The organism is Chryseobacterium sp. NFX27 (assembly GCF_049887855.1).
Taxonomy (GTDB): domain Bacteria; phylum Bacteroidota; class Bacteroidia; order Flavobacteriales; family Weeksellaceae; genus Chryseobacterium.
Genome location: NZ_JAGEKK010000006.1, coordinates 167775 through 194182 on the forward strand (window position 1 = coordinate 167775; position 26408 = coordinate 194182).

The following is a 26408-nucleotide window of genomic DNA, read 5'->3' on the forward strand; positions in this document are numbered from 1 at the left end:
TTAATCAAAATTTGGAATCTCCAACTTTTTTAACAATATTTTTTCTTAACATTGCAACCTTTTAAGATTCATTATATAAGAGAATTGTTTTATCTTGTTTTAAATTTACAAATATTTAAATGGAGTGAATTAAAAAAAGGTAAATTTGTGGTTTAAATAATTTTAATACTCTAGAGGATGAAGAGATTGATGAGTTTTATGGCTGTTATTTTTTCAATAATGGCTTTTGCACAACAGGGGAAACTTAGAAAAGTGGCTACTGTTGGCTTTTTGAATGTTGAAAACCTTTGGGACACCATCCGTTCTGCAGACTATATTGATGGCACAAAAGACATCCGTAATCCGGCTTTCCACAGAAGCATTCCAATGGATTCTATTAAGTTTCTAGAAGCAGAGAAACATGACGGGCCCTGGAGTGACGGTGCTTTAATAGGTAAAAAGGCAGTAAGATATCAAAGCGGCTCTGACGAATTCACGCCAAGCAGCGGTAAAAATTATAATACTAAAATCTACAAAGCCAAACTTGCCAACGAAGCCAAGGTGATTTCCGAAATGGGAGCCCAGTATACCAAAACGGCGCCTGCAGTAGTTGGACTTATAGAAGTTGAAAACAGACAGGTCATTGAAGACCTGGTAAAGCAACCTGCTCTTGCTAAATATGATTACGGAATTATTCATTATAATTCTTATGACTACAGAGGAATTGATGTGGCTTTAATTTATCAGAAAAGAAGATTTACCCCAACCAATTCATTGAAAAAAGAACTGAAAGTTTTCGGTGATGACGGTAAAAGAGAATATACAAGAGACATTTTGGTGGTAACAGGTTTCCTTGACAATGAAAAAGTTGCATTTTTCATGAACCACTGGCCATCAAGAAGAGGTGGCGAGGCCGTTTCACTACCCAAAAGAAATGCCGCTGCCGCTTTACTGAAACAGCAGATGGACAGCATAAGGGCAGCAGATCCTTCCACTAAACTTTTTGCCATGGGTGACTTTAATGATGATCCTGTGAGCGCAAGCTTGAAAAATCATTTAAAAGCTGTTGCAAGTCCTAAAGACCTTAGCGAAACCACACCTTACCTTAATTTAATGTATCCTTTATATAAGAAAGGTATCGCTTCACTGGCTTACCAGGATGCTCCTAACCTTTTTGACCAGATCATTGTTTCTAAAAATGCAGTATCCGATCAGGTGACAAAAGAATATTCCGTGTATAAAGCAGAGATCTTTGCTCCACCTTATTTAGTGAACAAAGAAGGAAATTATAAGGGCTATCCTTTCAGATCTTGGAACGGAGACCAGTTTACAGGAGGATACAGTGACCACTTCCCGGCATTTGTTATTCTTCAGAAAGAACCATAAAAATTAACTTAGGCACTCATTTTGAGTGCTTATTTATTATATCAATGTTTTGATTATGAAAAATCTTATTATACTGCTTTTTTTCGCATGTATTCCTTTCAGCTGCTTTTCCCAAAACAGCCCCCGGAAAGATGAAGAAAAATCAGAAATGAAGCCTTCAAAAAATGAAGACGGAGAGTGGGAACTTACTGTGATTGATACTCAGTTTGATTATTTTTTGAATGCAGTGGCAAAACCAATAAGCCAGTATTCAGAGTCTTATCTGAAAACAAAAAATACATTCCTGGTTACTGAGTGGAATTCCTACTACAATTCAGGGAAATACCGGAATATCATAGAGTCGGGCATAGATTACGATCCAAGAGAAAACTACGGAATAAAATTCGAGTATAAGCTGTATCAGGTCTTTGCTTATGTCAGCTGGAAATACGGACTCAAAATGAGTGGACTTTCCGGAAGCGACGCCGTGAGATAGAATAATACTAAATCAACGTTTCTTACACGTTTGATCTATAATAAAAAAGGTTCAGAATTGCTTCTGAACCTTTTTTATTTTTATAATAGCTGAAAATTATTTGTTGAATAATTCCTCCACTTTGTCCCAGTTTACAACATCAAAGAATGCTGAAACATAATCAGGTCTTCTGTTTTGGTAGTTTAAATAGTAAGCATGCTCCCAAACATCCAATCCAAGAACCGGAGTTCCTTTCACGTCTGCAACAGGCATTAATGGGTTATCCTGGTTTGGAGTAGAAGAAACAGATACAGAACCGTCTGAGTTCTTCACTAACCAAGCCCATCCTGAACCGAATCTTGTTTTAGCGGCATCAGAAAAATCAGTTTTGAATTTTTCAAGACCTCCATATGTTTCAATGGCTGCTTTTACATTTCCTACCGGCTCTTTGCTTCCACCCGGAGTTAAAATTTCCCAGAATAAAGAATGGTTAAAGTGCCCTCCTCCATTATTTCTTACTGCTGGCTTATCAGTTCCTGTCTGGCAGATCTCTTCAATCGTTTTTCCTGCCAATTCAGTTCCTTCAATAGCTTTATTTAAATTGTCAATATACGCCTGGTGATGTTTTGTATGGTGGATTTCCATAGTTTTTGCATCAATAGTAGGCTCCAATGCATCGTATGCATATCCCAATTTAGGTAATTCAAATGACATAATTTTTATTTTTAATGTTATATCCAAATTTAGCCAATATTTAAGCTATTATCAAAAACTGGGGATTACTTTAATAAATCTTTAACATTGATATATTGATTTAGAATGAATTAATTTTTATAAGAGGAAAGCAGGAAGTGGAAAGACGGAGGTTATTGTAGGGTAAAATACATGTCAAAGTCTTATTTTAATTAATAAAAAACTACAACTGAATAAATCTCTAAAATCTTCAAGCTCTAACCCTCTCAAATTCTACTACGCTTTTACTCCCTCCCATCCAAAAAAAAGCACGGAAATCAGCTGATCTCCGTGCTTTTTTAACAATTAAATTTAATCTATTTATTCATAGACATCAGGAATTCTTCGTTATTCAAAGTTCCTCTGATGTTTTTATTTACAAATTCCATTGCTTCTACAGGATTCATTTCAGAAAGATATTTTCTGAAGATCCACATTCTCTGTGAAGTCACCTCATCTAAAAGAAGATCATCTCTACGTGTGCTTGAAGACACAAGATCGATGGCAGGATAAATTCTTCTGTTGGCAATTTTTCTGTCCAGCTGAAGCTCCATATTACCTGTTCCTTTGAATTCTTCAAAGATCACTTCGTCCATTTTAGAACCGGTATCGATCAGTGCAGTGGCAATAATGGTTAATGAACCACCTCCTTCAATCTTTCTGGCTGCCCCGAAAAATCTTTTCGGCTTGTGAAGTGCATTAGCATCCACACCACCTGATAAAACTTTACCTGATGCCGGTGTAACGGTATTATAAGCTCTTGCCAACCTCGTAATTGAATCCAGCAAAATCACTACATCATGTCCGCATTCAACCATTCTCTGGGCTTTTGCTAAAACAAGATTCGCTACTTTTACATGTTTGTCAGCTGCTTCATCAAAGGTAGACGCAATAACTTCTGCATTTACACTTCTTTCCATATCGGTAACTTCTTCAGGACGTTCGTCAATCAAAAGAACCATCATATATACTTCAGGATGATTGGCAGCAATAGAGTTGGCAATATCTTTAAGCAACATCGTTTTACCTGTTTTAGGCTGGGCAACGATCATCGCTCTCTGTCCTTTTCCGATAGGTGCGAAAAGATCTACAATTCTTGTTGAAAGCGTAGAGCCATTTCCGGTAAGGTTGAATTTCTCTTCAGGGAAAAGCGGAGTCAAATATTCAAAGGCAACACGGTCTTTGATGAACGCAAGATCACGTCCGTTCACTTCCGTAGGCTTAAGTAATGAAAAATATTTTTCACCTTCTTTCGGAAGCCTTACAATTCCTTTAACGGTATCTCCGGTTTTTAGACCAAAATTTCTGATCTGTGCTGTAGACACATACACATCATCAGGAGAAGAGATATAACTGAAATCAGATGAACGAAGGAATCCGTAGTTGTCCGGAAGGATTTCCAAAACCCCTTCAATACTTACCATCCCGTCAAAACTGAATTCTTTTCTGTGCTCAGAATGATGGTCCTCATTTCTGTCAGCATGTTGTCTCTGCTGATTTTGGTTTGGATTCTGATTCTGGTGTTGATTAGGATTTTGGTTCTGACCCTGGTTTTGGTTTTGATGCTGATTAGGGTTCTTATTTTGGTTTCCGCTGTTTTGCGGATTGTTGTGTCCTTTTTGTTGGGATCTCGCCTGAGGTTGGGAAGTAACAGGCTTTTCTTCTGATGGGGCAGCTTCCTGAGGTTCTGCATTTTTAGGAGCTTCTGCTCTGTCTTGTGGAGTTTCTGTATTGCCTGTGTTGGCCGTTACTCTCTTTCTTTTTTTTCTAGCCTGTGCTGAATTGTTTTCTTCAGGAGCGGAAACTGTTTCAGCTTTGGGCTCTTCCTGCTTTATTTCTTCAGCAGCAGGCACCTTTTCTTCTACTTTCTCTTCAGCTTTAGGGCTTTCTTCAGTGGGTGCTTTTACTTCTGCTTTGGGTTTGGCAGGTTGTCTTTTAGGCGCTGCTTTTTTTACAGGAGCCTTGGCAGGTTTTTCTGCCGGTTTTTCTTCAGTATCCATACTGGTTTCTGTGGCGTTGAAATAATCTTTTGCAACTTTAGGGTTAGAAGCCTGAAAGTCAAGAACGGCAAAGATCTTATCATTATCATTGCTGTTTCTAGCAACTTTAACGCCTAAATCTTTTAAGATTTTAGTCAGTTCCGTTACGGATTTTGACCTTAACGTTTCTATGTTAAACATACTTAATGTAAAAATGTAATTAATTGTGAGTAAGAAAAGTAAGTCCGGTGACTTTTGTTTTCAAGTACATATGTATAATGCAAATCTACACTTATTTTTGAATTGTGCAAAATTTATGTTATTTTTGCCCAGTATTTAATAATCTATGTTACAGAGAATACAGACTATATGGACTCTTTTGGCAGTTTTGGCTGCTGTTTCCCTTTTCATTACAGGACAGGATATTGATGTTTTCGGCAATATTCCGGTGATTGATATAAGCTGTATTGCCCTTGTTTTGATAGGAGCATTGAGTATTTTTAGTTTTAAAAACAGGAAAAGACAAATTTTGCTGAATACATTCAGCATCATTATAAACGTTTTGTTGATTGGTGTATTGGCGTACTGGTTACTAAACTTATCCGGAGGAATTCATTTTCCTGAGAAGGGTATTGAGCCGGTTTTCCCATTGATCGCGGTGATATGTCTGCTTATTGCAAACACCTATATCCGCAGAGATGAGAGGCTCGTAAAATCTGTAGACCGACTTCGATAGCCTTACAACGATTTTTTGAGTGAGAACAGTTCCGAAAGGAGCTGTTTTTTTATACATAAGTTTTTTTGACGCAAAGTTTCATATTCGAACCGTATTATTTTTAAGTGAGGCAAAGTTGCCGGCTACGCCGTTGATTAAGCGGATGGTAATACGAGCGTTTATTCAATCAATCGAAGATTGATTTTTACTTTGCATCCTTAATTTTTACATTTTTAAATTAAACTTTGCGTTTAAAATAAACCATTAAGATTGAATAAGCTTTTAAGAATATTAAGTTCAGCTTCACTTAAAAGCAGATGATTTTCTTAATTATATTTACCCCCTTTAACCTTCTTAATGGTTCAAAAATGTATGCTCACCAGATATTTTATATCATTTCGTGCAACATTTCCGTTAAGAATACGACAGATTCTATTAAATTATACCAAAAAAATGAAAAAACTAACCTACCTTGCTCTGACCTTTTTCTCAGCATTTACCTTTGCTCAGGAAGTTTCCAAAGAAAGAGTAACCACAATTCTTGCAACCCTTGCTTCAGACGAAATGAAAGGCCGCGAGATCGGAACTCCTGAAAATGATAAGGCTGCAGAATATATTGCAACGCTTTTCAAAGAAAACAATCTTGAATACTGTACCGGAAATTCTTACCTGATCCCTTTCGATTACGAAGGAAAGAAAGCTTATAATGTATGTGGAATCAAAAAAGGAAAAACAGATAAATATCTAGGTTTCTCCGGACATTTCGACCATATCGGGACCAGTGACAAAACAGGTGACAATATTTATAACGGTGCAGATGATGATGCGAGCGGAATTACCACTTTAGCAGGTATCGCCGATTATTTTAAGAACAAAAAACCGGAATTTTCAATGGTTTTTATGGCCTTCAACGGGGAAGAAAAAGGGATGCTGGGGTCAAGAGCTATTTCCACAGATGTCGGTTTGGATAAGGTATATAATAATATGACAGCACTTTTCAATTTTGAAATGGTGGCTACAGAATCCCAGTTCGGTAAGAATGCTCTTTTTATGACAGGGGATGAGTTTTCTGATTTTGATGAACTTTTTAATAAGTATGCGGCCAACGGATTAAAAATCAATTCCGATCCCTATGCTGCACAAAAATTATTCTACAGATCAGACAATGTAAGTTTTGTAAAGAAAAAGATCATAGCTCACTCATTTTCTACCGTGGATATGACGAAAGCTTCCCATTACCATAACGAAAGTGATGATGTAAACGTTGTAGATTTTGACAATTTAACAACCATCATCAATAACGTTGGAAAGACTTTGGAAAAACTGACTCCAAAGAATTTTGCTCCGAAATATAATGACAAAGTAAAATTTTAAATAATAAAATGACAAAAACAAAACCGCCGGACTGGCGGTTTTTTCATACCCTGAACCCTTCTGATCATTAAAAATTAAACAAACGTTTGTAACAAAACATATCTAATTGAAACATATTAACTAAAGTAAAACAGGATTAAGAACGTCTTTTACTTTAATTTTACGTAATTTTGCTATCCAATTTTTCTTGAATGAAACCATTACAAAGAATACTTTATTTCGCGAAACCGCATCAAAAATACCTTTTCGGAAGTATGTTTTTCAATATACTATACTCCTTACTCAATATCTTATCTGTGGGAACTATGCTTCCTATTTTGGGACTGATGTTCGGCACGATTGAAAGACAGGGAAAAGAACCGGTATGGAGTGGAGCCTTCGGCGATTATTTCAATTATATAAAGGATAAAGCTTATTATTTTGTACAGACACAGATTGACCAGCATGGTGCTGTTTACGTACTTGCTGTTCTGTGTGCGATTACAGGAGTTTCATTTCTATTAAGGAATATTTTCAGATATATAGGCGCTTTTCTTTTGGTGAATTACCGTGTGGGCATTACCAAAGATCTTCGTACTGCGATGTACAATAAATTCCTGCAGCTTCCGGTTTCTTTCTTTACAGAACAGAGAAAGGGAGACATGATGTCCAGGATTTCCAATGATATCGGGGGTGTAGAAGGTGGAATTATGGGTGTATTAGTGGATATCATTAATGCTCCCTTTATGATCATCTCTTCATTGATTGCATTATTTTTACTGTCTCCTCAGCTGACCCTTTTTTCACTGATTGTTTTCCCGGTTATGGGATTGTTGATCTCATGGACCGGAAAAAGCTTAAAAAAGCAGGCTCATTATGCCCAGGCTGAGCTAGGAAACCTGTTTTCACTGGTAGACGAAACTTTAAAATCTTCTAAAGTGATTAAGATCTTCAATGCGGATAAGATCCTTAAGAACAGATTCAACGAAACAACGACCAACTGGCAGAAATTTGCCATTGATATGAGCAGAAGAAGAGAACTCGCGTCTCCTATGAGCGAATTTCTTGGTTCTATTACCATTCTTATCATTACCTGGTATGCCGGAACTCAAATTTTAGAGGAGCAGACTATGAAACCTCAGGCTTTCCTGGTTTTCATCGGAATGTTCTTCCAGATCCTGGATCCTGCCAAAAAACTTTCCAGTGCAATTTCTTCTATCCAGGGAGGAATGGCGAGTTTGGAAAGAGTGGCTGAAGTTCTTGATTATGATTTAAAGGTAGAAGAAATTGCTGAGCCTGTTTCAATCTCTACACTTAACAATCAAATTGAATTCAGAAACATTGGATTCTATTATGATAAAGACAATGTTATCCTTAAAAATTTCTCGCTGATCATTCCGAAAGGAAAAACCATAGCCCTTGTAGGACAGAGCGGAAGCGGAAAAACAACCATCGCCAACCTTCTGGCCAGATTCTATGACGTGAATGAGGGGGAAATTTTAATTGACGGAACTGACATTAAACATTTAAAATTAAAAGAATACCGTCAGCTTCTGGGAATGGTAACCCAGGAGTCTGTATTATTCAATGATTCTGTTTATAATAATATCCTAATGGGTAAACCTGATGCTACCAGAGAAGAGGTAGTAGAGGCTGCAAAAATTGCCAATGCTGATGCTTTTATTTCGAATCTTCCTGATGGATATGATGCCAATATCGGAGATGACGGGAATAAACTTTCCGGAGGTCAGAAACAGAGGGTTTCTATTGCAAGAGCCGTATTGAAAAACCCACCGGTAATGATTCTGGATGAAGCCACCTCCGCCCTGGATACGGAATCGGAAAGATTCGTTCAGGATGCTTTGGATAAAATGATGGAAAACAGAACGTCCCTGGTTATTGCCCACAGACTTTCGACGATCCAAAAAGCAGACTGGATCGTAGTAATGGAGAAAGGAATTGTAGTGGAACAGGGAACACATCATGATCTTATTGCCAAAAAAGGAATGTACCACAAGCTGGTAGAACTCCAAAATTTTGACTAATCGTTTATTGAATTAAATTCAACTAAATGAATCCTATACAAGAGTATTTCTACAGAATTAAAGAACCTGAAAGAAGTACTCTTTTGTTTTTACGCAAAAAAATCCTGGCATCCGACACGGAAAATATAACGGAAACCCTAAGCTTCGGACTTCCATTCTTCAAATACAAAAGGAAAATGCTGTGTTATCTCTATTACAGCAAAAAATATAAGCAGCATTACGTAAGTTTCTATCACGGGGACAGACTAGATCATCCTCTGTTGATTCAGGATGGCAGAAAGAAGTTTAAAATCCTTCTGATTGATATGGAAGAGGATTTGCCTGTTGATATTATTTTAAACCTTACAGAAGAAGTTAAGAAGCATATAAAATAAAAGCTGCGGCATGGTTTCACCATGCCGCAGCCCTGTTTAAAAACTTTTTTCACTACTGTGTATTAATTCCGCTGAATTCTGCCTGCTTAACCGCCCATGCGATCATATTTGCAAACAGTATGGAATTTTGCACCTGCATACCTCCGGCTGAATATCCGTTTCCTGCATAACCGTACGTAGCTTTCTGAACAGGAAAATATCCTCCTGAGCTTGGTGCAACAAATGGCTCTATAGTATTGCTTGAAAAAGGGCTTCCGTTTGCATTCTCATTGCTTAAGAATCCACCATCTCCAAACCATATAAAGTTCAGACTGCTGCTTCTCAGCCCGGAAATACCGGTTCTTGCTGTTGTACTGTTAATCGGCTGTGCATAGCTGTAAGGCACAAATCCGCTTGTAAGACCTGAAATTCCAATTGTTGTGGAAGCATCCTCACCCCAGTTTTTTCCTCTTACATCCCCGAAAGGGCCATTCAATATAGGATCATCAGTGTTAGAAAGAGCATACACCGATCCTGCTCCCGCTCCATTGGAAGCTGAAATAGTAGGATCTGAAAAAATCCCTCTGAATAGATTCTGTGCAGTTCCTGTATCATCAGTTAAGGCAATCACAATTCCTTTTTTATTGAGATAGGACGCAATATATCCTGCATCAGTAGCATTTGGAGTATAGGCATACCCGATAATTACAATATCCGGTTTATTGTTCAGGGCTGTCTGAAGCGCTGCTGAAGATGGTGAGTTTCCCAGCGACGTATGGGTAAAGCCTTCATATTTTACAATACTCGAAGCCGTTGTTCCAAAATTGGTTGGAGAATCCATAAGGCTTCTGGAAGGCCCTGTAAAAGCACTATACCCGTAAGCTGTCTCCAGACCTATATGTAAAACTGTTTTTTTAGGGATTACTACAATGATACTTACATTACAGGTTGTTGAAACTCCTCCCTGGCTGTCAGAAGTAATGGTCATTGTTTTCACAGCAGTAGAAGATGGTGTTCCCGTACCGCTTAAGATCACATTTTGACTTCCTGTAGCCGTAAATGTTCCGGAACCTCTGAATGAAATTCCATCTACCGTATTTGTGGTAATGGTATAACTTCCTAATGAAGAAACGTTCACAGGTAAGGTAATAGTATTGGACGCTGTAAGAGCTGTTCCCACTTTATAAACTCCATTGGCAACAGCACTTCCACAACTCATAGTATAGGTTCCGGCAGGGCTGAGAACAGTTATAGATACAGCAGGTGTACAGGTCACATCGCTTCCATTGGCATTCAGCGATACATCATCAGTCTGAATATTCAGAGGAGTTCCCTGCCCTGCAATCTGAATGGTTTGCACTCCTGTATTGAGGAATGTTCCCGTTCCATAAAAGTTATAGCCGTTGGGAGTGGTTCCCGAGATGGTATAATTTCCTGCTTTGGTCACATTGACAGCAATACTCAGATAGTTTGACGGGGTCAATTCCTTTCCTTTTACATAGGTTCCCATTGCTTTTGTATTGGAGCAGACCACTGTAAATACAGCTTTTCCCAGCTGGCCGCAGACACTTTTCCATTCATCATCGGCAAGGCTCCAGTAATTAAAGCAGTCTTCTGTTGTATTATAGATGGTAAGACCGTCATCCTTAAGCCTATTAATGCTTATTGCATCTCTTTGGATTTCGGTAAGACGTGGAATGAGTATTCCTTTATTGTTTCCTCCGGAGACTACATCCAAGACCGAATTTTCATTAGGTAAAGATGTATTGATCCCTACTGCACCGTTCTGAGAATAGAACTGTCCAAAAACCAAAAGCATCGCCAGAAGCAGAACTTTGATTTTCGCTGTTGTAGAATTTGTTTTCATCATTTTCGAAATAATTATGTTTGTTATTTTTTAAACTGGCATTTCCGCCAATACAAAAGTATCACCCATAAAGGTTTATTATCTCAAAAAAACTTACGCAATACTACGCATGAGTAGTAAAACGTACAATAAATCAGTTATTTATAGGAAACAGTCAAAATACATGAAATGTAATAATTTGAATTTTATTCAGAAAAAAATGGCAGAAGATTATCCCGTCTTATAAATAGACTTCCATTTGGCAATGGTATTCCGGCTGGTTTTGAAATGATTGGCTGTTTCAGTATTGGTCAGCTTATTTTTCTTCTGGTAATTAAGAATTTCACGGATGGACGATTCATCATAGGAACGCAGTCGCTGATTTTTAAATTCGACAGCATATTCCGGGCGGCCAAAGATGAATGTATTGAATTTTAAAATATCTATTGCTGTATTTAGAGAATCAAGCTTATTGATTATCACAGGATCATTTATTTTTTCCGGAAATTTCTCTTTGATAATATCAGTATATATTTGTTTAAAATCTGGCATGTCTATACTTTTTTCACCCATCTGCAAATGGTTGTCTTAGGAATCTTATACTTTATCATGATTTCTTTTGCAGTCATCTTCCCGGTTATTATCTTGTCCAGTATAAACACCTTAACCTCCTCGGTATACACACTCTTCCTGAAGGTAAGAGTAGATTGAGCCAATTTAATCCCGCTGCGCATAGTAGATGGAGGAGCATAGAGAATAAGATGCCCGGTATAAATTCTAAAGAAATCAAAGTGAAGGAGCTTACTCCATCTGAGCAGCTTCTGGGTTTCCATACTTTCCTTCAGATACATCTCTTCTATTTCATTTTCGGTACAATGAAAATAATTCATGATTCTTTCTGAAGGCATTCGGAGCTCTTCTGCTTTTGCTTTCACTAAACTTCCGATATGTATTTGTTTTAAATTCATTATGACAACAAAAATATCAACAACAAAACGAATTGAAAGCCTTTCATTCTACGTAATACTACTCAATCAAGTAAAAAAATTATATTTTGAGAATAAAACTGTTGATGTTCATTTCAGAAGGAATATTCAGCTTTTTCCTGATTCTGTATTTTTTACTTTCTACTGCTCTGATGCTGCTGTTCGTACACTGTGCAATTTTTTTAGTATCAAAATCAATCTTCATTAAAGCACAGAAATAAAGTTCGGAATGAATAAGGTTCGGATTTTTTGATAAAACAGCAGGAATAAAATGTGGGAAAAAGATCTGGAATTTATCAAAGAACAGCGGCGAGTTACTTTCTGCCAGACTATAGATTTCACGGATATTCTCTTCTGTAAGATGATTGATGAGCATTTGCTGTTTTAAGAGTTCGATATTGGTGTTTTCCAGAGCTTCTATGGTAGAATCCTTTATTCTCGTATCCTCCATAAGCCCATTAATCAGGTCATCTTTCTGAGTAATAAAAGAAATATCCATCAGAAATGATCCTATGGAAAATAGAATATTGAGCAGTTTTATGGTTTTGAAATCTCCATCCTCAAAAAAAATACTTTTAGGAAGAAAATTAAAGTCAAAATAGAGGCAGGCAATACAATTGGCACTGATGATAAAAGCAAGAATCAGGATTGAAATAAAATCTTCCTTATAATTGAAAAAGAATGGGATAGCAAATAAAAGTGAGAAATAGAAATATTCAACTCCTGCATTCTTAAAAGTATAAATATGAAAGAAACTGATGATAAAAGTGAGCAGAATAAAAACAAAAATAACACTTGTTTTCAATCTTTTTCTGTAGCGGTTTGTCTTTCCTTTAACAGCCATTAAAAAAAACCAGAAAAGAGTAATAATCGTTAAAAATGTAGAGATCACTGCATCTCCGAAGAAGATAATAATAAATATTGAGTAAAATAAGAACAGCAGGAAAAGGAAAAGAAGGTATTTATTAATAAGATTAAGATAATTACGTTCATCCTCATCATATAATTCCTCCGCTTCGCCGCTGATCATTCGAAAGAAACTTTTAAAAATCATTGCGTTTGTGTTTTTGTGTTATCATAATGCTCAGGTTGCTTTTTGTACAAAACAAGGCAACTTGAATCATATTAATACTCATCAAGCACACACAAAAACATCAGGACATATGAAATGCGTCTGCGGTTTTTGCTGAATGATAATTGATTGTGAAGAGGTGTTTTTTTTAAGCTATCAAGCAGATTGTCAGCTTAATAAATCCGTATAATTTTTCAGTCTATCTACGTAAATATATGGTATTATTCATAACATAATCAATTAACATGCAAAAAATTAGTATGCCACAAATACAATTGAATGAAAAAAATATCCTTACCCCCAACAATAACTTGATAAGAATAATATCCCTGCAAAAATATTGGTTTTAAGAAAAATCTACTATAAAATGAATACTCAATAGCACGCGTGCGTACAAAAACTTAGAAATGAAGTACAACAGATTAACATAAATGGATACAAAAAAAGGAGAAAAATTAATTTCCCCTTTTATATTGTGATAGTATTCTGTATTAATCTTTCATTCTGGCGATCACATCCAGACCTCCTTTTGTAATATCTCCGATCTTGCAGATGATTTCGGTGTCCAAAGGCAGGAAAACATCCATTCTCGAACCGAATTTAATGAAACCGAACTCATGTCCCGCTTTTGCCTGATCTCCTTCATTACAGTAGAAAACAATCCTTCTCGCCACATATCCTGCGATCTGCCTGAATACGACCTGATGATTGGTTTCCGTTTCTACAGCTACTGTTGTTCTTTCATTCTCTGTAGATGATTTTTCGTGCCATGCCACAAGATATTTTCCGGGATGGTATTTCTTGTAGATCACTTTTCCCGAAACCGGATATCTGCAGATGTGAACGTTCAGCGGTGACATGAAAATGGAAACCTGAATGGCTTTTTCTTTAATAAATTCAGTCTCGTCCACTTCTTTGATCATTACCACTTTTCCATCTACCGGAGCAATTACGTTTTCTCTGTGTTCAAGTATATCACGGTCCGGAACTCTGAAAAACCAGAATACCAAACTGTACACCACCAATAATGGCATAATGATCAGCAAAGACCATATTTTAAGAAAATAAATAGCCAATACACTTATGATGATAAACAGTATCGTTGCTACGGTAATCGTCCCTTTTGATTCCTTATGTAATTTCATGAGATTAAATAAATTTTTCTAAAATAAAGTACAAATATACGACAGGAACGCAGATTAAAAAACTGTCCAGTCTGTCCAGCACGCCTCCATGCCCCGGAATGATGTTTCCGCTGTCTTTCACCCCGAAATTTCTTTTAAGCTGACTCTCTACAAGATCGCCCAGCGGAGCGAATGCAGCAACAAGGAAACCTACCACCATCCAGTTCCCGCGAAGTTCGGGCTGATAATGCTCTACAAAGTAAGATAAAACCAACGTCAGGACAACTCCCCCTCCATATCCTTCCCAGGTTTTCTTTGGGGATATTTTAGGAGCCATTTTATGTTTCCCGAAAAACTTGCCGGTAAGATAAGCGAAAGTATCACTGCTCCAGATGAGGATAAACAGGAAAAGTACTTCCAGCGAAAAAGTTCCTTCAAAACTGGAAAACTTAGGCAGACCTAATGCAAAGCTGAAAGGCAATGCCACATAGATGACCGTAAAGATAAGTTTTCCGCTGTCATAATATAATTCGTTGGGATATTTGAATAACGTAACCACTGCAATCGCGATCAGGGAAATAGCCAGTATTTCGTTCAGTCTGAAATCGAAAAAGAAATCGTGGTGGAAATATCTTTTGGAAAAAACATAGTAAATAAAAATCACCAGTGGGAGTACGATCCATTTTTCATAGCCTTTCCCAAACTTCATGATCTTAACGCATTCCCAGGTACCTACCAGCAGCAAAAGAGTGATCAGACCATGATACAGATATTCCTGTCTGATAAGGTCCGGATGGATCTTGTTGATCAGCTGGGCACCCAGCGGTGTAGTGCAAAGAATAATAACGGCAACGTAAACAAGCCCGGAAATGGTTCTTTGAATAAGGTTTTTGTCCAAAATGTAAAATTTATAAGTTGATGCTTAATCTTCAAGCAGCAATAAAAACAGTTTTGTATTCGTATTGGAAGAAGTATCTAAGCTTGACTGACCTCCGCTGATGGAAGTAAGGTTCTTGATATTCCCGTTCCTTTTTATTTTTCCCATCGCATCATTAAGGTTGTTCACGATCTGTGAAACATTGGCCATGATAATGATTTTGCCTGGAAGTCTTGAAGAGTGGTAGTGCAGGATATTGTTGTGCGAAAGCATGATCCTGCCGTCATAGGCAATAAGATATTCGCAGGTAATAAAGGCGGCATCATTGGAGTGCTCCATTTCAGACGTATAGGGTATTTTCACCACACTTAAGAAGTTCTGAAGCTCCTTGTCCCAGCAGAAAACATTACTGATTCCTTCTATTTTCACAATCTGGTTTAAAGTCTGTAAGGCTTCCGCTTCATCTGCACAGTAATTAAAAAAGCCTCCTGAATGCGTAAATAATTGCGCAAACTTATAGTCAAGATCCGCATTTTTCAGCGAATCCCCGAGCTTCTCCAGACTCTGTTTTTCTTCTTCCTCAGGCTGGTTGGTAAGTTTGCTTACAATCCTCTTGAATAAATTCAACTTAATCTATTTTTAGTCAACTTTATACAAAAATAGAAAATTAATTACAATAGATTCTAAAAATAGTCCTTAAATATGAAAAAACCTGACAATTCTAAGAATGTCAGGTTTTTTTTTATATGTTTTTGGAAGTATTTTAAAGCTGATTTGGGCTTTCAGGAGCCTGAATTTCACTTTCTTCTTCTTTATCTTGGATAATGATCTGCTCATCGGGTTGTTTTGCCGTAGAAATCGTGCTGGTAACAGGTCTTTCTGTTAACTCAGGATCCCATGCTCTTTTACCGAATATATCTTCAAGATCCTCGCGGAAGATCACTTCTTTTTCTAAAAGCTTATTCGCCAGGGCATCAAGCTTATCTTTATTCTCCGTAAGAATTCTTACCGCTCTTTCATATTGATTTTCAATGATCGATTTGATCTCTGCATCAATTTTCGTAGCAGTCTCTTCTGAATAAGGTTTCCCGAAAGAATATTCAGACTGTCCTGAGCTGTCATAGTAAGAAATGTTTCCGATATTAGGGCTCAGACCGTAAACAGTAACCATAGCCTGCGTTCTTTTCGTTACCGATTCCAGATCAGACAATGCACCTGTTGAAATATTATTGAAAATAACCTGCTCTGCTGCTCTACCTCCTAAAGTTGCACACAGTTCGTCCAGCATTTGCTCAGTAGTGGTCAGCTGTCTTTCTTCCGGAAGATACCATGCTGCACCTAAAGAACGTCCTCTCGGAACGATAGTCACCTTTAAAAGTGGGGCTGCGTGTTCTACCAGCCATGAGATCGTCGCGTGACCTGCTTCATGATAAGCCACCCTTCTCTTTTCAGATGGTTTGATTGCCATATTTTTCTTCTCAAGACCTCCGATGATCCTGTCTACAGCATCAAGGAAATCCTGTTTTGTAACAGAGGTATGACTGTTTCTCGCTGCAATTAATGCTGCTTCATTACATACATTCGCAATATCTGCTCCACTGAAACCAGGGGTTTGTTTTGCAAGGAAATCTCTGTCAACAGTATCATCCAGCTTGATTTTTTTCAAGTGAACATCAAATATTTCTCTTCTTTCGTGCAGTTCCGGAAGATCTACATAGATTGAACGGTCAAAACGTCCGGCTCTCATCAGGGCTTTATCCAGGATATCCGCTCTGTTGGTAGCAGCCATTACGATAACGTTAACGTCTGTTCCGAAACCATCCATTTCTGTAAGAAGCTGGTTCAGGGTGTTCTCTCTTTCGTCATTTCCGCCTGAGAAATTATTTTTTCCTCTTGCACGTCCGATAGCATCAATCTCATCAATAAAGATGATAGCCGGAGATTTAGCTTTTGCCTGGGCAAAAAGGTCTCTAACTCTTGAAGCACCTACTCCAACGAACATTTCTACGAAATCTGAACCTGAAAGGGAGAAAAACGGTACTTTGGCTTCACCTGCAACAGCTTTTGCCAATAATGTTTTACCGGTTCCCGGAGGTCCTACCAGAAGTACACCTTTAGGAATTTTACCTCCCAGTTTTGTGTATTTTTCGGAATTCTTCAGGAAATCTACCACTTCCTGTACTTCTTCTTTAGCTCCTTCAAGACCTGCAACATCTTTAAATGTCACCTGGATTCTTTCTTTTTCATCAAAAAGTTTCGCTTTAGATTTTCCTATTGAGAAGATCTGTCCGCCAGGGCCTCCGCCTCCCCCCATCTTTCTGAAAAGAAGGAAGTAGAAAAGACCTAAGATCGCAATCCATATCAATGCTGAAACCAGAATATCCATGAACGGGTTCTTACCTGCTCCATAGTCTTTTGTGGTTTTGATAGTAGCATCTGCAGCTTTTATCTGATCAAATTTTTGTAGGAAAAGCTGAAGATCTCCATATTTTACGGAAAAATCTGCTTTTGGAGCCATTTCGAATGCAGAAAGAGGGTTGCTTTGGTTGGCCGTTTTATTGACCATTGCTGTCTTTGCTGCTTTTGTCAGGAAAACATCAGCTTTCTCTGTGTCTTTGTATATGATAACGTTTTGGACCTTTCCTGCCTGCATTTCCCTAAAGAAAGCATCCTCATCAATAGATTTTGCACTGTCGCCTCCTAAAAAATTGGAACCGAAAAATAACAAAAGAGCCACGATTGCAATTGGAAAAAACCAGTTGAATCCTTTATTGTTCATTTATACTTTTTAAAATTTAAAATTCATATTCTATTTTGGTAATTGCTGCATCTCCCCAAAGTTCTTCAATATCGTAATATTCACGTACTTCTTTCTGGAAAATATGCACTACCACTGTTACGTAATCTACCAAAACCCACATTGAGTTTTCGGTACCCTCTACATGCCAAGGTCTATCTTTAAGATCGTTTCTTACTTTTTTCTCTACACTTCCTGCCAATGCAGAAACTTGTGTATTGGAGTTTCCGCTACAAATTATAAAAGTTTCGGCGACAGAATTTTCAATTTTTGAAAGATCAAAAATCATTATATCTTCTCCTTTTACATCCTGGATGGCTTCAACAATTTTATCTATTAGCGCCTGCTTTTCTGCTGTTTTATTCATTAAAATATCTATAATCTGCAAATTTATTGTTTTTCTTTTACTTTAGCCTTATTTTTAGCCCTTTAAAGTCTTAAAGTTTTCTTAAATGGGTCAATTATTTTATTTAAAAGAGTGTTCTTCTACTAATGACGAAATATCTCAGTTTTTACTTTACGGAAATTCAGATTTTACGGCTTTATATACATTCAACCAAACCAAAGGCCGTGGACAATACGGAAATACATGGGCGACAGCGGCTGGAAAAAATATTGCCTATACGCTGGCTGTTAAGACTGAAAGCTTTCTGCTCTCAGATTTTATATTCAATTACTATACCGCAGTTATTATCCGGGATTTCCTTGCCAATTTGACTGATAACGATGTAAAGATAAAGTGGCCGAATGACATCATCCTTAAAAATAAAAAAATCGTTGGAATTTTAATTGAAAAGAAAAAAATTAACCAAAACAATTATTTTATCATTGGGGCAGGCTTCAATGTCCTGCAGGATCATTTTGATGAAATATCGCATGCAGGATCGCTTCTGACACAGACAGGACAGGTTTATGACCTTGATGATTTCGTATCAAACCTTCACGAATATCTGTCGGAAAAGCTGAAAAATATTCCCGCTGAACAGCAAATCACTGATCAATTCAACCGGAATTTATACCGTAAAGATGAAATCTCGGTCTTCGAAATTGAAAAAGAGAGACAAAATGGCATTATCCGGAATGCTGATGAAAAGGGAGAACTCTGGATAGAGCTTGAGAAAGACGGATTAAAATCTTTCTACCATAAAGAGGTCAAACTTCTTTATTGATTGGCTCTTTTCAGATACAGATATAAGGTAAGCGGAAAGAATACAATATTGGGGAGCCACATGGCCACAGCGGGCGAAAGACTTCTGTTCTCCGAAACTACTTTTAAGGCTTCAAAAGAGAAAACGAAAACAAATGCCAGGGAAATCCCTATCGCAAGGTTAACCCCAAGACCTCCTCTTTTCTTTTGTGATGCCAGCGAAAGTGCCAGAAATGTCAATATAATAATAGCAACAGGCATTGAAGTTCTCTGATGAAACTCATTAAGATAAGAATTCAGGTTACTGTTTCCTCTTTCTTTTTCCCTGTCGATGAATTTTATAAGCTCAGGAGTTGTTTTATTCTGGCCCAGCAACTCGTTCGGAAAAAGTTCTTCAGGGGAGTGCCCATACTTTTTTCTCATTTCAACCCCGTTACCCAGCTTTTCAGTATTGTCTTTATTGACGGTTTTTTCCAGGTAGTTGGTAATGATAAACTGTTTTTTAGCTTTATCCCAATATACTTCTGACCCCTTCAGCTCATAGATCATCTTTCTATTTTTATCAAATTTCTGATAAACAAAGCCTGAACCCCTGGTTTCTCTCTTATTCCAGGAATTCACGAAGATGTATTCTGATTTGCTAAACTGGGCAGATGCCGGACCTGTCCCCAGGATCTTTTCTTTGTTCGCCGCATTGTATGTATAGGCTTCCAGCTCATTTTTCTTGATATTAGCCCAGGGAAGCACCATATGATTCACCACAAGCGATATCGTTGCGATTAAGACAGAAGTATACAGATAAGGTTTTGCAAACCGGTGGAAACTGGCTCCACTGCTGATTATCGCTACAATTTCAGTATTATTTGCCATCCTGGAGGTGAAATAAATCACGGAAATAAATACAAGGATAGCCAGGAAGGTTACGACAAGGTTAATAATCCAGAACGGATAAAAATGGATCAGGAAATACATGACATCCAGCTTGGGATCTAATGCTTTTGCATTTTCTATCCTTGGGATTTTCTGTTGCACATCGATCACCAATACGACTATAGACAGCAATATCAGCATGAAACTGAATGTTCCAAGGTATTTTTTAATGATATATCTGTCTATAATTTTGATCATGATGTTTCTGTTTTAAAGTCTCTGTCTAAGAACTGGCACTACAGATTTTTTCCATTCATAGAAATCACCTGCCACAATATGCTCTCTTGCCACTTTTACAAGATCTAAATAAAATGCCAGATTATGAACGGACGCGATCTGTTTTGCAAGATATTCTTTTGACACAAATAAATGGCGTAAATATGCTTTTGAATATTCTCTGTCTACATAACTTGTTCCAAATTCGTCCAGAGGAGAAAAATCACGCTTCCATTTTTCATTTTTAAGATTCATTACACCCTGCCATGTAAAAAGCATTGCATTTCGCGCGTTTCTGGTAGGCATTACGCAATCCATCATATCGATCCCCAAACCGATAGACTCAAGGATATTCCACGGAGTTCCCACTCCCATAAGGTATCTCGGTTTATCTTTTGGAAGAATATCCGTTACTTCATCTGTAATTCTGTACATTTCCTCTTCCGGCTCTCCTACGGAAAGCCCTCCGATTGCATTTCCTTCTGCTCCTGCTTCGGATATAACTTCGGCTGATATTTTTCTAAGATCTGAATAGGTAGATCCCTGAACAATCGGGAAAAGTCTTTGTTTGTAGCCGTACATTTCTTTATTCTGCTCGGTCCATTCAATACATCTTTTCAGCCAACGGTGTGTAAGCTCCATGGATGTTTTGGCCTGATTGTATTCGCAGGGATAAGGGGTACACTCATCAAAAGCCATGAAAATATCTGCTCCGATCTGTCTCTGGATCTCCATAGACTTTTCCGGAGTGAATAGGTGATAACTTCCGTCGATATGTGATTTGAATTTTACGCCTTCTTCAGACATTTTTCTGCTTTTGGAAAGAGAAAACACCTGAAAACCTCCTGAATCGGTAAGGATCGGCAGATCCCAATTCATAAATTTATGCAGTCCTCCTGCTTCCTGCATGATATCCATTGTTGGACGAAGATACAGGTGGTAGGTGTTACCCAAAATAATCTGGGCTTTAATGTCTTCTTTTAATTCTCTCTGATGAACTGTTTTCACACTTGCTACAGTTCCTACAGGCATAAAGATTGGCGTCTGGATTTTTCCGTGATCTGTAGTGATCTCTCCTGCTCTTGCTTTTCCTTCAGAGGTTTTTTCTATATTAAAAAATTTCATTCGTCTATTCTTTTAATTCACCGCTATTAACGAGTCTGCTTTTGCCGGGCAGAAACGTTTCCGCATCATAATTACCTGTTTAAAGCTGGTAAGTTTTCACTGTTTTTCAGCCTGTCTTTTATGTATTTATCCGCTTTCGGATCTTTTTTCAATACTATTTTCTGTGCGTCTTCCGCAATATCTTTCATTTTGTCTTTAACGACATAATACTTAAAGCTTTCTACAAAATCATCTGATTTCACCTGGTGGTTTTTAAGGACAAACCTTGTTCCTTCTTCTAAGTTTTTGTTTTGATATATAATGACCGCCTGATCCGTAATAGCCAAGTCAGCCAGGATCTCAGCCATCTTTTCAGGCTCGATCAGGTTTTTAGGCTTGTCGATATAGTCGCCGCATGAGAACATACACAGCATGACGAAAATGAAGATCAGTCTTTTCATAATCTGTTGATTATTGATTTCCATTTTAAATTTAAAACTCCAAATACGGCTTCATGAATAATACCGCCGTTCATTTTACTTTCTCCTAAAATTCTGTTTGTAAATATAATAGGAACTTCTACAATTTTAAAGCCTTTTTTAAAAGCTCTGAACTTCATTTCGATCTGGAAGCCATATCCTTTAAGCTTCACATTATTCAAACCAATCTCTTCGAGAACTTTTCTTGAAAAACAGACAAATCCTGCAGTGGTATCATGAATAGGAAGCCCTAAAATAAACCTTACGTATTTGGAAGCAAAATAGGAAAGCAGAACCCGCCCCATGGGCCAGTTCACCACATTTACGCCTTTTGAATAGCGTGATCCTATTGCCATATCTGCATTTACGCAGGCTTCAAAAAGTTTGGGCAGATCACTTGGATTGTGTGAAAAATCGGCATCCATTTCAAAAATATAGTCATATTTGTTTTCGATAGCCCATTTAAATCCGTGGATATATGCTTTTCCCAAACCGTCTTTCACATGCCTTACCGACATATGGAGATGGTGCGGAAATTTTTTCTGAATTTCCCTTACGATCTCAGACGTTCCATCCGGAGAAGAATCATCCACTACCAAAATATGAAAGTCATCCTCCAATGCAAAAACCGCGGAAATAATATTTTCAATATTTTCCTTTTCGTTATAAGTAGGGATAATGACGAGTTTTTTCATTTCAATTTGCAAAGATAGTTTATTTAACCTTTTTATTTTATACAAAATAATCTATAATTTTGCAAAAAACATTCCTTTGCTGTTATCACAAAACTTTATAAACCACGTAAGAATACCTGAGAACAATGACTGGGTAATCTTTATACTGACAGGATGCATATTCCTGTATGTTTTCATGATGAATATCATAGAAAGGGATGCCAGTCTGAAAGACTTTCTGCTTCAGAAATATTTTGATGCCAGCAACAACCTTCCGAGCTGGATCATCACGTCCTGTGTAACGGCACTTACTTTATCTGCTTTACTTTCACAATATATTCCCATTGTTCCGAAATACATTAATGATCTGCAGCTTTTCGGGTATCAGCTTAATAAATTTGGGTATACATTACTGGCGGTTATATTTTTTTACACCTCAAAATCTGCGTTGGGCTTTTTATTTTACCAAAGCATAGGTGATGGCAAAAAATGGACTATTTTCTATTTTACCTCTACAAAATTCTACTTCATTCTTTCATTTTTGCTAATAATCCTGTGTGTAACCCACTATTATTTCCCGATAGACAGAAATAAAATATTTTTGTACTACTTCTACTTCTTTGCATTTGTCGCTGTTTTCAAAATTTTCTTCTATTTGTTTCACAAAAACAATATACTTCCCGAAAAATGGTATTATAAATTTTTGTATATTTGCACCCTCCAAATCGCACCTTTATTGTTGCTTTGGAAGTTGTTATTTTTTTAATAAAAGTCAATGATGAGAATAAAGTCTATATTGGTTTCTCAACCAGCGCCTAGTGAGTCTTCTCCATATCTGGATATAGCAAAGAAGGAAAAAATAAAGATTGATTTCCGTCCTTTCATCCACGTCGAAGGAGTTGACAACAAAGAACTAAGAACTCAGAAGATAGATCTGACGCAGTTTACTGGGATTATTTTCACCAGCAAAAATGCGATAGACCACTACTTCAGGCTTGCCGAAGAATTGCGCTTTGCAGTTCCGGATACGATGAGATATATCTGCCAGTCTGAGGCGATTGCCAACTATCTTCAGAAACATATCGTTTATAGAAAGAGAAAGATCAGCTTTGGGGAGAAAAACTTCTCGGATCTTCTTCCTCTGTTTAAAAAATTTCCTACTGAAAAATACCTTCTGCCGTCTTCGGACGTCTTAAGCCCGGATATCGTAAAAACGATGGAAACAGCCAATGTGGACTGGACCAGAGCAATTATGTACAGAACGGTGTGCAGCGATCTTACGGATATCAATGCTAAAGATTATGATATGCTGATCTTTTTCAGCCCTCAGGGAATCAAATCTCTTCAGCAGAATTTCCCGGATTTCAAGCAGGAAGAAACAAAGATCGGTGTTTTTGGAAACACTACCCTGGCAGCTGCAGAAGAAGCAGGCTTAAAGGTAGATCTTATGGCTCCTACAAAGGAAACTCCATCTATGACAATGGCCCTTGAAAAGTATATTAAAGCACTTCACAAATAGACTTTAATACTTAAGATAAAACAGCCGTCTTTTCAATACAGGAAAGATGGCTTTTTTTTAACTAAATTTGAACAAGAATTAATATTGAATAAAAATATCATGTCAACACCTCTGAAAAAGAGAAAAAGACAGAGTATATTACACCCGGTCAATAAAATTAAAATATTTGAATGAAAGCTCCACAGGCAAAAAAAATAGAGAAAATACTAGAAATACACGGCGACAGAAGAATTGATAATTACTTTTGGCTTAATGAAAGGGAAAATCCTGAAGTTATACAATACCTTGAGGAAGAAAATGCCTATGAAGAGTTCATGATGAAAGACACCGAAGCTTTTCAGGAAGAGCTTTTCGAAGAAATGAAAGCACGCTACAAAAAAGACGATGAGTCTCTCCCCTATTTCTTTAACGGATACTGGTATATTGTGCGTTATGAGGAAGGAAAAGAATATCCTATTTTCTGCAGAAAGCATAAAAGCCTTGATAATGAAGAGGAAATTATCGTTGATGTTAATGTTTTAGCAGAAGGCGAAACCTATTTTGAAGTGGGCAGCGTAGCTGTTTCTCCGAATAATGAACTGGTTTCTTTTTCATCGGACAATGTAAGCCGCAGGATCTATACCATTAACTTTAAAAACCTTGTAACAGGAGAAATCTTCCCAGACCAAATCCTGAACACTACCGGAAAGGCAGTTTGGGCAAATGATAATGAACACGTCTTTTATATCAGAAAGGATGAAAGCTTGCGTGCTTTTCAGGTGTACAGACATAAGCTTGGCACTGATGCTTCGGAAGATGTTTTGATTTTTCATGAAGAGGATGATACTTTTGATGTGAATGTCTTCAAGACAAAATCAATGCAGTATATTTTCATTGCCAGTTCAAGCACAATTTCTGATGAACACAGATTCATTCCTTCTGACGACGTTTTTGCAGAATGGAAAATTATCCAGCCCAGGATAGATGATCTGGAATATTCGGTAGAACATTTCGAAGATGAATTTTATATCATAACCAACGCAGATGACGCAATCAATTTTAAGATTGTTAAAACGAAAATCGACAATTGCGGAATGGAGAACTGGGTCGACGTTATTCCACACCGTCCTGAAGTTCTGCTGGAAGGTTTTGAAATTTTCAGGGATTATCTGGTTCTTGAAGAAAGAGAAGAAGGGCTTCTCCAGATCAAGATCATTGATGAAAAAAAACAGGAATCTTACTATCTTCCTTTTTCTGATCCAACCTATACGACTTATATCGGGATCAATATGGAGTTTGATACCGAGGTACTGCGTTACGGCTACACATCGCTGACACAGCCAAGCTCAACCTATGAGTATAACATGAAGGAGAAAACAACTCAGCTTTTAAAACAGCAGGAAGTTCTTGGCGGAAGATTTGCCCCTGAAAATTATATCTCAGAAAGAATCTGGGCAGAATCCAGAGACGGAGAAACAAGAATTCCGATCTCTTTAGTATATCACAAAGACACTCAAAAATCCGCAGACACGCCTTTGCTGTTATACGGTTACGGAAGCTATGGACATACAGTAGATGCGAGCTTTTCCAATGTAAGACTTTCTATTTTAGACAGAGGATTCATCTATGCCATCGCTCATATCCGCGGTGGGGAATATCTGGGCAGAGAATGGTATGAAGATGGTAAAATGCTTTTCAAGAAAAATACTTTCTTTGATTTCATTGATGCCGGAAAACATTTGATTAAGGAAAACTATACATCATCAAACCATATGTATGCGATGGGTGGAAGCGCTGGCGGACTTCTGGTAGGAGCCGTGGTAAATTATGAGCCCAAGCTTTTTAACGGAATTGTTGCACAGGTTCCATTTGTAGACGTGGTGACAACGATGCTGGATGAAACCATTCCACTGACAACCGGAGAATATGATGAATGGGGAAATCCAAATGACAAGGAATATTATCAGTACATGAAGGAATATTCGCCTTACGATAATGTTGAAGCGAAAGACTATCCTCATATGCTGATTACAACAGGCCTTCACGATTCCCAGGTACAGTATTGGGAACCGGCAAAATGGACTGCTAAACTGAGAGAACTTAAAACAGATGATCATCTTCTATTATTCAAAACCGACATGAGCTCGGGCCACGGCGGAGCCAGCGGAAGATTTGAATCATTGAAGGAAGATGCGTTGGAATATGCATTCTTGTTGAAAATAGATGATAATAGATAAAAAATGATTGATAATGAATGCAGACAACAATTACAATCAAGTATTTTCAAAAAGAACTAAATCTTTGACGATTACTATTATTAATGAGCTGTCTGAGATTCCTTATTCAGATAAGATATCAAATATCAGAAAACAGATTTTCAGATCAGCATCATCAACAGCCAGTAATTACAGAGCAATGTGCAGGGGCCGCTCTCTAAAAGAAAAATATTCTAAAATATGTATCGTTGTAGAAGAAGCTGATGAGACATTATTTTGGCTGGAACTCATTGATGAACTAAATTTGCTTGAAACAGAAAAAATAAATAGCCTCCTTAAAGAGGCTGATGAAATCGTAAAGTCAACATCGTCATATAAAAAGAAATTAGGCGAAGACTTAAAACGCTCCAATAATCAATTATAAATTATAAATTATCATTTACCAA

At 37.4% G+C, this 26408-nt stretch carries 26 protein-coding genes; 11 read left to right on the forward strand and 15 right to left on the reverse strand.

Going from position 1 to position 26408, the window contains the following annotated elements; genetic code table 11:
• Positions 1-177: 177 nt before the first annotated feature.
• Together J4Q03_RS08900 and J4Q03_RS08905 are read left to right on the forward strand one after the other, a co-directional pair.
• Positions 178-1365 carry an endonuclease gene (locus J4Q03_RS08900; RefSeq protein ID WP_426047844.1) on the forward strand — a complete coding sequence of 396 codons (1188 nt, stop codon included), beginning with the start codon at positions 178-180 and terminating at the stop codon, positions 1363-1365.
• 55 nt (positions 1366-1420) lie between these two features.
• Positions 1421-1840 (forward strand): DUF6146 family protein, encoded by a 420-nt coding sequence (locus tag J4Q03_RS08905; RefSeq protein WP_426047845.1) that lies wholly within the window; start codon positions 1421-1423, stop codon positions 1838-1840.
• 96 nt (positions 1841-1936) lie between these two features.
• Here the strand turns inward: J4Q03_RS08905 and J4Q03_RS08910 are convergent, their stop codons facing one another.
• Positions 1937-2533 carry a superoxide dismutase gene (locus tag J4Q03_RS08910; protein ID WP_426047846.1) on the reverse strand — a complete coding sequence of 199 codons (597 nt, stop codon included), beginning with the start codon at positions 2531-2533 and terminating at the stop codon, positions 1937-1939.
• Positions 2534-2868: 335 nt separating this feature from the next.
• Positions 2869-4731 carry a transcription termination factor Rho gene (gene rho, locus J4Q03_RS08915; protein ID WP_426047847.1) on the reverse strand — a complete coding sequence of 621 codons (1863 nt, stop codon included), beginning with the start codon at positions 4729-4731 and terminating at the stop codon, positions 2869-2871.
• Positions 4732-4876: 145 nt separating this feature from the next.
• Here rho and J4Q03_RS08920 point away from each other — a divergent pair, with 145 nt between their 5' ends.
• The 4 genes from J4Q03_RS08920 (at position 4877) to J4Q03_RS08935 (ending at position 9017) form a co-directional block, all read left to right on the forward strand.
• On the forward strand, positions 4877-5266 hold the full coding sequence (locus J4Q03_RS08920; protein ID WP_426047848.1) for a DUF4293 domain-containing protein: 390 nt from the start codon (positions 4877-4879) through the stop codon (positions 5264-5266).
• A gap of 432 nt (positions 5267-5698) precedes the next feature.
• Entirely contained in the window at positions 5699-6619 is a 921-nt protein-coding gene (locus tag J4Q03_RS08925; RefSeq protein ID WP_426047849.1) for a M28 family peptidase, read from the forward strand.
• 191 nt (positions 6620-6810) lie between these two features.
• The gene (locus J4Q03_RS08930; RefSeq protein ID WP_426047850.1) at positions 6811-8643 is read left to right on the forward strand and encodes an ABC transporter ATP-binding protein; all 1833 of its coding nucleotides are present in this window, start codon (positions 6811-6813) and stop codon (positions 8641-8643) included.
• Between the two features lie 26 nt (positions 8644-8669).
• Positions 8670-9017, forward strand: coding sequence for a DUF1801 domain-containing protein (locus tag J4Q03_RS08935; protein ID WP_426047851.1), 348 nt, complete (start codon positions 8670-8672; stop codon positions 9015-9017).
• Positions 9018-9069: 52 nt separating this feature from the next.
• On the opposite strand, the gene J4Q03_RS08940 is transcribed toward J4Q03_RS08935, so the two are convergent.
• The 9 genes from J4Q03_RS08940 to rsfS all read right to left on the reverse strand — a co-directional run bounded on the left by J4Q03_RS08940 (position 9070) and on the right by rsfS (position 18065).
• A complete protein-coding gene (locus J4Q03_RS08940) occupies positions 9070-10866 on the reverse strand; it encodes a hypothetical protein (protein ID WP_426047852.1) in 1797 nt (598 codons plus the stop codon).
• 207 nt (positions 10867-11073) lie between these two features.
• Positions 11074-11394, reverse strand: a complete 321-nt coding sequence (locus tag J4Q03_RS08945) for a helix-turn-helix domain-containing protein (RefSeq protein ID WP_426047853.1) — start codon at positions 11392-11394, stop codon at positions 11074-11076.
• A 2-nt stretch (positions 11395-11396) separates the two neighbouring features.
• Positions 11397-11810, reverse strand: a complete 414-nt coding sequence (locus J4Q03_RS08950) for a transposase (RefSeq protein ID WP_426047854.1) — start codon at positions 11808-11810, stop codon at positions 11397-11399.
• Between the two features lie 79 nt (positions 11811-11889).
• Entirely contained in the window at positions 11890-12858 is a 969-nt protein-coding gene (locus J4Q03_RS08955; protein WP_426047855.1) for a helix-turn-helix transcriptional regulator, read from the reverse strand.
• 533 nt (positions 12859-13391) lie between these two features.
• A complete protein-coding gene (locus J4Q03_RS08960; protein WP_426047856.1) occupies positions 13392-14045 on the reverse strand; it encodes a phosphatidylserine decarboxylase family protein in 654 nt (217 codons plus the stop codon).
• 4 nt (positions 14046-14049) lie between these two features.
• A complete protein-coding gene (locus J4Q03_RS08965; RefSeq protein WP_306840586.1) occupies positions 14050-14922 on the reverse strand; it encodes a phosphatidate cytidylyltransferase in 873 nt (290 codons plus the stop codon).
• Between the two features lie 24 nt (positions 14923-14946).
• Positions 14947-15528: an LUD domain-containing protein gene (locus tag J4Q03_RS08970; protein ID WP_174772325.1), complete on the reverse strand. Its 582-nt coding sequence runs from the start codon at positions 15526-15528 to the stop codon at positions 14947-14949.
• A 136-nt stretch (positions 15529-15664) separates the two neighbouring features.
• A complete protein-coding gene (ftsH, locus tag J4Q03_RS08975; protein WP_426047857.1) occupies positions 15665-17680 on the reverse strand; it encodes an ATP-dependent zinc metalloprotease FtsH in 2016 nt (671 codons plus the stop codon).
• A 16-nt stretch (positions 17681-17696) separates the two neighbouring features.
• Entirely contained in the window at positions 17697-18065 is a 369-nt protein-coding gene (gene rsfS / locus J4Q03_RS08980) for a ribosome silencing factor (protein ID WP_111958808.1), read from the reverse strand.
• Positions 18066-18150: 85 nt separating this feature from the next.
• Here rsfS and J4Q03_RS08985 point away from each other — a divergent pair, with 85 nt between their 5' ends.
• The gene (locus tag J4Q03_RS08985) at positions 18151-18867 is read left to right on the forward strand and encodes a biotin--[acetyl-CoA-carboxylase] ligase (RefSeq protein WP_426047858.1); all 717 of its coding nucleotides are present in this window, start codon (positions 18151-18153) and stop codon (positions 18865-18867) included.
• Here J4Q03_RS08985 and J4Q03_RS08990 read toward each other — a convergent pair.
• From J4Q03_RS08990 to J4Q03_RS09005, 4 genes are all read right to left on the reverse strand, one after another.
• Positions 18861-19970 (reverse strand): LptF/LptG family permease, encoded by a 1110-nt coding sequence (locus tag J4Q03_RS08990; protein ID WP_426047915.1) that lies wholly within the window; start codon positions 19968-19970, stop codon positions 18861-18863. The two genes, J4Q03_RS08985 and J4Q03_RS08990, sit on opposite strands and share 7 nt — an antisense overlap.
• Before the next feature lie 15 nt (positions 19971-19985).
• Positions 19986-21116, reverse strand: a complete 1131-nt coding sequence (gene tgt / locus J4Q03_RS08995) for a tRNA guanosine(34) transglycosylase Tgt (protein WP_426047859.1) — start codon at positions 21114-21116, stop codon at positions 19986-19988.
• 71 nt (positions 21117-21187) lie between these two features.
• A complete protein-coding gene (locus J4Q03_RS09000) occupies positions 21188-21556 on the reverse strand; it encodes a DUF4296 domain-containing protein (RefSeq protein WP_426047860.1) in 369 nt (122 codons plus the stop codon).
• Positions 21553-22269, reverse strand: coding sequence for a polyprenol monophosphomannose synthase (locus J4Q03_RS09005; RefSeq protein ID WP_426047861.1), 717 nt, complete (start codon positions 22267-22269; stop codon positions 21553-21555). The genes J4Q03_RS09000 and J4Q03_RS09005 overlap by 4 nt, the downstream gene beginning before the upstream one ends.
• Positions 22270-22345: 76 nt before the next feature.
• Between J4Q03_RS09005 and J4Q03_RS09010 the strand changes: the two genes are divergently transcribed.
• The 4 genes from J4Q03_RS09010 (at position 22346) to J4Q03_RS09025 (ending at position 26386) form a co-directional block, all read left to right on the forward strand.
• Positions 22346-23014, forward strand: a complete 669-nt coding sequence (locus tag J4Q03_RS09010) for a DUF4271 domain-containing protein (protein ID WP_426047862.1) — start codon at positions 22346-22348, stop codon at positions 23012-23014.
• 12 nt (positions 23015-23026) lie between these two features.
• Positions 23027-23767, forward strand: coding sequence for a uroporphyrinogen-III synthase (locus J4Q03_RS09015; RefSeq protein ID WP_034724052.1), 741 nt, complete (start codon positions 23027-23029; stop codon positions 23765-23767).
• Between the two features lie 170 nt (positions 23768-23937).
• A complete protein-coding gene (locus J4Q03_RS09020) occupies positions 23938-25983 on the forward strand; it encodes a S9 family peptidase (RefSeq protein WP_426047863.1) in 2046 nt (681 codons plus the stop codon).
• A 13-nt stretch (positions 25984-25996) separates the two neighbouring features.
• Positions 25997-26386: a four helix bundle protein gene (locus J4Q03_RS09025; protein ID WP_426047864.1), complete on the forward strand. Its 390-nt coding sequence runs from the start codon at positions 25997-25999 to the stop codon at positions 26384-26386.
• Positions 26387-26408 lie beyond the last annotated feature (22 nt).

Excerpts from the sequence above, each read along its gene's own strand:
- J4Q03_RS08955 (WP_426047855.1), bottom strand. The coding sequence starts at position 12,858 with ATGATCAGCGGCGAAGCGGAGGAATTATATGATGAGGATGAACGTAAT.
- J4Q03_RS08945 (WP_426047853.1), bottom strand. The coding sequence starts at position 11,394 with ATGCCAGATTTTAAACAAATATATACTGATATTATCAAAGAGAAATTT.
- rho (WP_426047847.1), bottom strand. The coding sequence starts at position 4,731 with ATGTTTAACATAGAAACGTTAAGGTCAAAATCCGTAACGGAACTGACT.
- J4Q03_RS09025 (WP_426047864.1), top strand. The coding sequence starts at position 25,997 with ATGAATGCAGACAACAATTACAATCAAGTATTTTCAAAAAGAACTAAA.
- J4Q03_RS08950 (WP_426047854.1), bottom strand. The coding sequence starts at position 11,810 with ATGAATTTAAAACAAATACATATCGGAAGTTTAGTGAAAGCAAAAGCA.
- ftsH (WP_426047857.1), bottom strand. The coding sequence starts at position 17,680 with ATGAACAATAAAGGATTCAACTGGTTTTTTCCAATTGCAATCGTGGCT.
- J4Q03_RS08920 (WP_426047848.1), top strand. The coding sequence starts at position 4,877 with ATGTTACAGAGAATACAGACTATATGGACTCTTTTGGCAGTTTTGGCT.
- J4Q03_RS08985 (WP_426047858.1), top strand. The coding sequence starts at position 18,151 with ATGGGTCAATTATTTTATTTAAAAGAGTGTTCTTCTACTAATGACGAA.
- J4Q03_RS09020 (WP_426047863.1), top strand. The coding sequence starts at position 23,938 with ATGAAAGCTCCACAGGCAAAAAAAATAGAGAAAATACTAGAAATACAC.
- J4Q03_RS08905 (WP_426047845.1), top strand. The coding sequence starts at position 1,421 with ATGAAAAATCTTATTATACTGCTTTTTTTCGCATGTATTCCTTTCAGC.
- J4Q03_RS09005 (WP_426047861.1), bottom strand. The coding sequence starts at position 22,269 with ATGAAAAAACTCGTCATTATCCCTACTTATAACGAAAAGGAAAATATT.
- J4Q03_RS08940 (WP_426047852.1), bottom strand. The coding sequence starts at position 10,866 with ATGATGAAAACAAATTCTACAACAGCGAAAATCAAAGTTCTGCTTCTG.
- J4Q03_RS08925 (WP_426047849.1), top strand. The coding sequence starts at position 5,699 with ATGAAAAAACTAACCTACCTTGCTCTGACCTTTTTCTCAGCATTTACC.
- J4Q03_RS08900 (WP_426047844.1), top strand. The coding sequence starts at position 178 with ATGAAGAGATTGATGAGTTTTATGGCTGTTATTTTTTCAATAATGGCT.
- tgt (WP_426047859.1), bottom strand. The coding sequence starts at position 21,116 with ATGAAATTTTTTAATATAGAAAAAACCTCTGAAGGAAAAGCAAGAGCA.
- J4Q03_RS09000 (WP_426047860.1), bottom strand. The coding sequence starts at position 21,556 with ATGAAAAGACTGATCTTCATTTTCGTCATGCTGTGTATGTTCTCATGC.
- J4Q03_RS09015 (WP_034724052.1), top strand. The coding sequence starts at position 23,027 with ATGAGAATAAAGTCTATATTGGTTTCTCAACCAGCGCCTAGTGAGTCT.
- J4Q03_RS08930 (WP_426047850.1), top strand. The coding sequence starts at position 6,811 with ATGAAACCATTACAAAGAATACTTTATTTCGCGAAACCGCATCAAAAA.
- J4Q03_RS08960 (WP_426047856.1), bottom strand. The coding sequence starts at position 14,045 with ATGAAATTACATAAGGAATCAAAAGGGACGATTACCGTAGCAACGATA.
- J4Q03_RS08910 (WP_426047846.1), bottom strand. The coding sequence starts at position 2,533 with ATGTCATTTGAATTACCTAAATTGGGATATGCATACGATGCATTGGAG.
- J4Q03_RS08935 (WP_426047851.1), top strand. The coding sequence starts at position 8,670 with ATGAATCCTATACAAGAGTATTTCTACAGAATTAAAGAACCTGAAAGA.
- rsfS (WP_111958808.1), bottom strand. The coding sequence starts at position 18,065 with ATGAATAAAACAGCAGAAAAGCAGGCGCTAATAGATAAAATTGTTGAA.